Below are 887 nucleotides of genomic sequence, written 5' to 3' on the forward strand. Positions count from 1 at the left end.
ATGAGCCAAACAGGGGAGTGTTTAACCGGGGTTACTGAATAGATATAACCTGTTATTTTCTATACATATTTCCGCCACATTCGTTTAATAGAGATAAACTCAATGCGGTCAATTTTACGGAAATAGGTAGCCCTATGGTAGCCCCCAACGAGAAAATCAATTTTACCAAGGCGGCGCTCACCGCCCTTCCCCTGCCACCGGAAGGCAAGCGGTATTCCTTCAAGGATAGCCGGGTGCCCGGCCTGATTATCCGGGTCATGCCGAGCGGCCTGAAAAGCTTCCAGCTCTATCAGAAGCTTCAGGGGCGGCCGATCCGGGTAACCTTGGGCAAGTTCCCCGACATGACCATTGAGAAGGCCCGTAACGCCGCCACACAGGCCAAGGGCGAGCTTGCCAGCGGCACTAACCCCAACGTCGAGAAAAACCGCCTTCGCAAGGAAATCACCCTCAAGGAGTTGTTTGATCTCTATATGGACCGCTACAGCAAGGTTGAGAAGAAAAGCTGGCGCTATGATGAGCGGGAAATCAACAAGTTCCTGTCCCACTGGTTCAACCGTAAAATCTCCAGCATCAGCAAGTATGACATCAAGACCCTGCATCTCAAGACCAAGGAGAGGAACGGGCTTTATCAGGCCAACCGGATATTGGAGCGCATTCGCTCCATGTATAACAAGGCCATCGAATGGGGATGGAACGGCGACAACCCGACCAACGGGATCAAGAAGTTCCGGGAAGAAGCGCGGGACCGCTATGCCCAGCCCAATGAACTGCCCCTGCTCTTTGCCGCCTTGGATGAGGAACTGAACGAGGTGGCGCGGGACTATCTTTATGTGTCCCTCTATACCGGGGCCAGAAAAACCAATGTGCTGCAAATGCGGTGGGAGCAG

The 887-nt window shown here is 53.0% G+C and carries 1 protein-coding gene; it reads left to right on the plus strand.

The genetic code is table 11. The features are described from left to right. Positions 1-134: 134 nt before the first annotated feature. A partial coding sequence (locus QQJ79_RS15460) for a tyrosine-type recombinase/integrase (protein ID WP_284223823.1) occupies positions 135-887 on the plus strand: 753 nt, incomplete at its 3' end.

This window comes from Brevundimonas denitrificans, assembly GCF_030160755.1.
GTDB lineage: Bacteria > Pseudomonadota > Alphaproteobacteria > Caulobacterales > Caulobacteraceae > Brevundimonas > Brevundimonas denitrificans.